General features: G+C 45.6%; 3 protein-coding genes and 1 tRNA gene. 3 read left to right on the top strand and 1 reads right to left on the bottom strand.

The window, feature by feature from the left end:
• Positions 1 to 141: 141 nt before the first annotated feature.
• On the top strand, positions 142 to 330 hold the full coding sequence (locus tag AB1797_13560) for a GxxExxY protein (GenBank protein ID MEW5768612.1): 189 nt from the start codon (positions 142 to 144) through the stop codon (positions 328 to 330).
• Positions 331 to 399: 69 nt separating this feature from the next.
• A complete protein-coding gene (hemA, locus tag AB1797_13555; protein MEW5768611.1) occupies positions 400 to 1689 on the top strand; it encodes a glutamyl-tRNA reductase in 1290 nt (429 codons plus the stop codon).
• 136 nt (positions 1690 to 1825) lie between these two features.
• Here hemA and AB1797_13550 read toward each other — a convergent pair.
• Positions 1826 to 1908: transfer RNA gene (locus AB1797_13550), tRNA-Val, on the bottom strand.
• A 76-nt stretch (positions 1909 to 1984) separates the two neighbouring features.
• Here AB1797_13550 and AB1797_13545 point away from each other — a divergent pair.
• Positions 1985 to 3208, top strand: a complete 1224-nt coding sequence (locus AB1797_13545) for a sugar ABC transporter substrate-binding protein (protein ID MEW5768610.1) — start codon at positions 1985 to 1987, stop codon at positions 3206 to 3208.
• Positions 3209 to 3559: the final 351 nt, after the last annotated feature.

Raw genomic sequence — 3559 nt, 5'->3', positions numbered from 1 at the left:
TATGCCGACGCTGTCAGGACAAAAGGAGATGAAACTTAACCCATAGCACTATAATCTGTAATGAGCTTACTTTTTTAACTTGATTTTGAGTAGATACCTATTTAGCCACTGATTGACACGGATTAGCACGGATAAAATAGAATGAGTTTAAAATATGAAAAAATAACAGAGGATATTATCGGAAGAACATTTGAAGTTTACAATCTTCTCGATTATGGCTTTTTGGAAAAAGTTTATCAAAAAGCATTCCCTGTTGAATTATTACAACGGAAACATTCAGTAAAATTGGGATATCCAATATTAAAAAAAATCAGTGTTTCATCCGTGTAAATCTGTGGCTAAATAGTTACGTTTCGAGTTAGGATGAGCCCGAAACCCGAAACCCGAAACTCGAAGCTAATGCAGATTATACTTGTTGGTTCCAGTCACAAGATATCAGAAATCACCACCAGGGAGAAGTTGTATTTTTCTGAGAAAGCCTTGCCCCATGCCCTTCAGGAACTGCTGACATACAATGGTCTTACGGAAGCCGGCATTCTTTCCACCTGCAACCGGGTGGAGATCTACGCTGTCTCAACCGATCCTGAGCAGGCCAGGGCTAATATTATTAGTTTCTTGAGCCACTATCATCACTTGCCGGCCGATGAAATCGGTCCTAAGCTTTATACCTACTTTGATCAAGAAGCCATAACCCATCTTTTTAAGGTAGCTCCAGGACTTGACTCCATGGTGGCGGGAGAACCTCAAATACTGGGACAGGTCAAAAAAGCCTATCAAATAGCCTGTGAGGCCAGGACCATTGGTCCCTATCTGGACCACCTTTTTCAAAGAACCTTTAGCGCTGCCAAGCGGATTCGAACAGAAACCGGCATTGGCAAGGGGGCGATTTCCATCAGTTTCGCGGCGGTTGAACTGGCTAAAAAAATCTTTGGAGATTTAAGCTCAAAAACCGTTCTCATTATAGGCGCTGGTAAGATGGGGGAGGATACGGTCAGACATTTAATCTCTAATGGGGTTAAAGCGGTCCTGTTTGCCAATAGAACTTATGAGAAAGCCTGTGAATTAGCGGCGAAATTCAATGGAGTAGCCAGGCCCTTCGATGATCTTCCCAGTCTCTTGCTCCAGGCAGATATCGTTATTACCTCCACCAATGCCTCCCACCAAATTATTCATTATAACGGGGTAAAGGCAGTGATGCCTAAACGCCGCTTTAAGTCCCTCTTTTTTATTGATATCGCTGTGCCCAGGGATATAGAAGAGGCGGTGGGAGAAATTGACAATGTCTACCTTTATAACATCGATGATCTGGAAGGAGTAGTCCAATCGAATCTTCTTTATCGGGCTCAAGAAATAGCCAGAAGTGAAGCTATTATCGAGGAAGAAGTAGCTGAGTTCCTGACCTGGCTTCGACTCAAGGATGTGTCGCCCCTTATCTCTGCTCTAAAAGAAAAGGTAGAAGAGATGCGCCAGGAGGAATTATCCAGAGTTCTAAATAAAACAATGACCGAACAAGAAAGACAAAGGCTGGATAATCTGAGCCGACGGCTGAGCCACCGATTCCTGAAAGCCCCTATCCTGGGCCTCAAAGAAAAGGCCAGGCAAGGATTGGACCCAGTGTTATCTAAGTCCCTTCTCGATCTCTTTGGTGTCTCGAAAGAAACCACCAAGAACACGAATGAACACGAATAGAATAAAAAAAGCAAGAGACTTAAAATATTTAAGCCTCTTGCTTATGCGATTCCGTAGAGTATGCCTTTCGACTCCACGCTACCTCACATTTTTTATTATAACATATTTCATCTGATTTGTCAAATATTTTTTTCAGCGGAGGGAGGCGGAATCGAACCGCATTCCCGAAGGAATCGCATACTTGTGAGGTAACGAGGCTACCATAGCCCAACTCCCTCCACTGTTAGTTATGATACCATAAATATTACTGTTTGTCAAAGGAAATAACACCACGAAAGGAGGAGGATTCATAAGGATGAAGATACGAGGGTGGTTTTTTGTGCTGGTGCTCCCGCTATTGGCTTCTTGTGGAAAGCAGGAAGCCAGGGCACCAGGCGTAACCCTTACCTGGTGGCAATTCTGGGAGGGGAAGATCGTTGAGCCTTTGATTAAGGATTTTGAAGCCGAGAATCCAGGGATCAACATAGATTATCAGCAGCTTACTTGGGCGAATGGTCTGGATAAGATTACTATTGCTCTGGCCAGCGGTACAGGGCCGGACATCTGCGAGTTGGGTTCAACCTGGGTGGCCAGATTTGCCCACGATGAGGTCCTGATCGATATCACTAATGAAGTTGAAGCTCTCAAAGACGAATACCGGATGTGGGAGCCGGTTACTTATCAGGGGAAAATCTACGGTCTGCCGTGGGTAGTGGGCACCAGGGCACTCTTTTACAACCGGACCCTCTTTAGGCAGGCCAAGCTCGATCCTGATTCACCGCCTACCACCTGGGATGAACTGCTGGAAGCAGCCAAGGCCATTCGTAATTTAGGGCCTGAAATCTACGGTTACGGAATCAATGCCGGTGAACGATATGTCCTCTATAAAAAATTCATGCCCTTTGCCTGGGGAAATGGGGGAGATGTCCTGGATGGGAACAAATGTGTGCTTGATAGTCCAGAAGTCAAAGAGGCCTTGAAGTTTTATCTCAACCTCGCCAAATACGGTCTGGCTGAAAAACAGGATGTCCTGGACAATGCCTTTAAACGGGGGGTCTTAGGGATGCACATCTCAGGGGCCTGGAACCTTAAACGTATCCCGGAGGAGGCAGCCGATCTGGACTTTGGGGTAGCCCTCATTCCTAAACCTTCAGCCACCAAAGGGAGATCAGCCTCCTTTGCCGGTGGAGAAATGTTGGTGCTTTTTAAAGGCTGCCAGCACAAAAAAGAAGCCCTCTCTTTCCTTCGTTTCCTAACCAGAGAAGATAACGCCGTCAGACTGTGCCGGGAGGTGAAAAGCGTAGCCCCGGCTGCTGCAGCCGCCATAAATAACGAATACTACCTCAATCATCCCAAGGAAATGGTGTTTCTAAAGCAGATGGAGGGAGCCGTGGCTCCACCCAATCACCCCCGCTGGGTCGAGATCGAAGAGGAGGTCGACACCGCCATCGAACGGGCACTTTACGGAGAAGACCCGGATAAAGCCCTGAGTGAGGCCAAGGAGAAAATAGAAGGCTTATTGGGAGCAAGCAATCTTTGATGGCCATAAAAAAGCAAGAGACTTAAGATTAGGTTTCCACCAGTTTGTTAAATTGGTAACTACTCAAAACTAAGTTAAGCAGTTAGTTGGGAGACAAAGCAAAATTCCCTCTCCCTTGATGGGAGAGGGATAGGGTGAGGGTGAAATGGGCGGGCAATATTATTACTCTTGCTAAAAATTTTAGAAAAAGAGCTACCACCCTCCCCTAACCCCTCCCATCAAGAGAGGGGAAGCTCTTATGCCGACGCTGTCAGGACAAAAGGAGATGAAACTTAACCCATAGCACTATAATCTGTAATGAGCTTACTTTTTTAACTTGATTTTGAGTAGATACTTAAATTGTAACTGCTC

Source organism: bacterium, assembly GCA_040753085.1.
GTDB lineage: Bacteria > UBA9089 > JASEGY01 > JASEGY01 > JASEGY01 > JASEGY01.
Note: the sequence above shows the minus strand (reverse complement) of the source record. Positions and strands in the feature narration are given on the sequence as shown.

Bases quoted from the DNA above. Each gene is read 5' to 3' on its own strand.
- hemA (MEW5768611.1), top strand. From the start codon at position 400: ATGCAGATTATACTTGTTGGTTCCAGTCACAAGATATCAGAAATCACC.
- AB1797_13560 (MEW5768612.1), top strand. From the start codon at position 142: ATGAGTTTAAAATATGAAAAAATAACAGAGGATATTATCGGAAGAACA.
- AB1797_13545 (MEW5768610.1), top strand. From the start codon at position 1,985: ATGAAGATACGAGGGTGGTTTTTTGTGCTGGTGCTCCCGCTATTGGCT.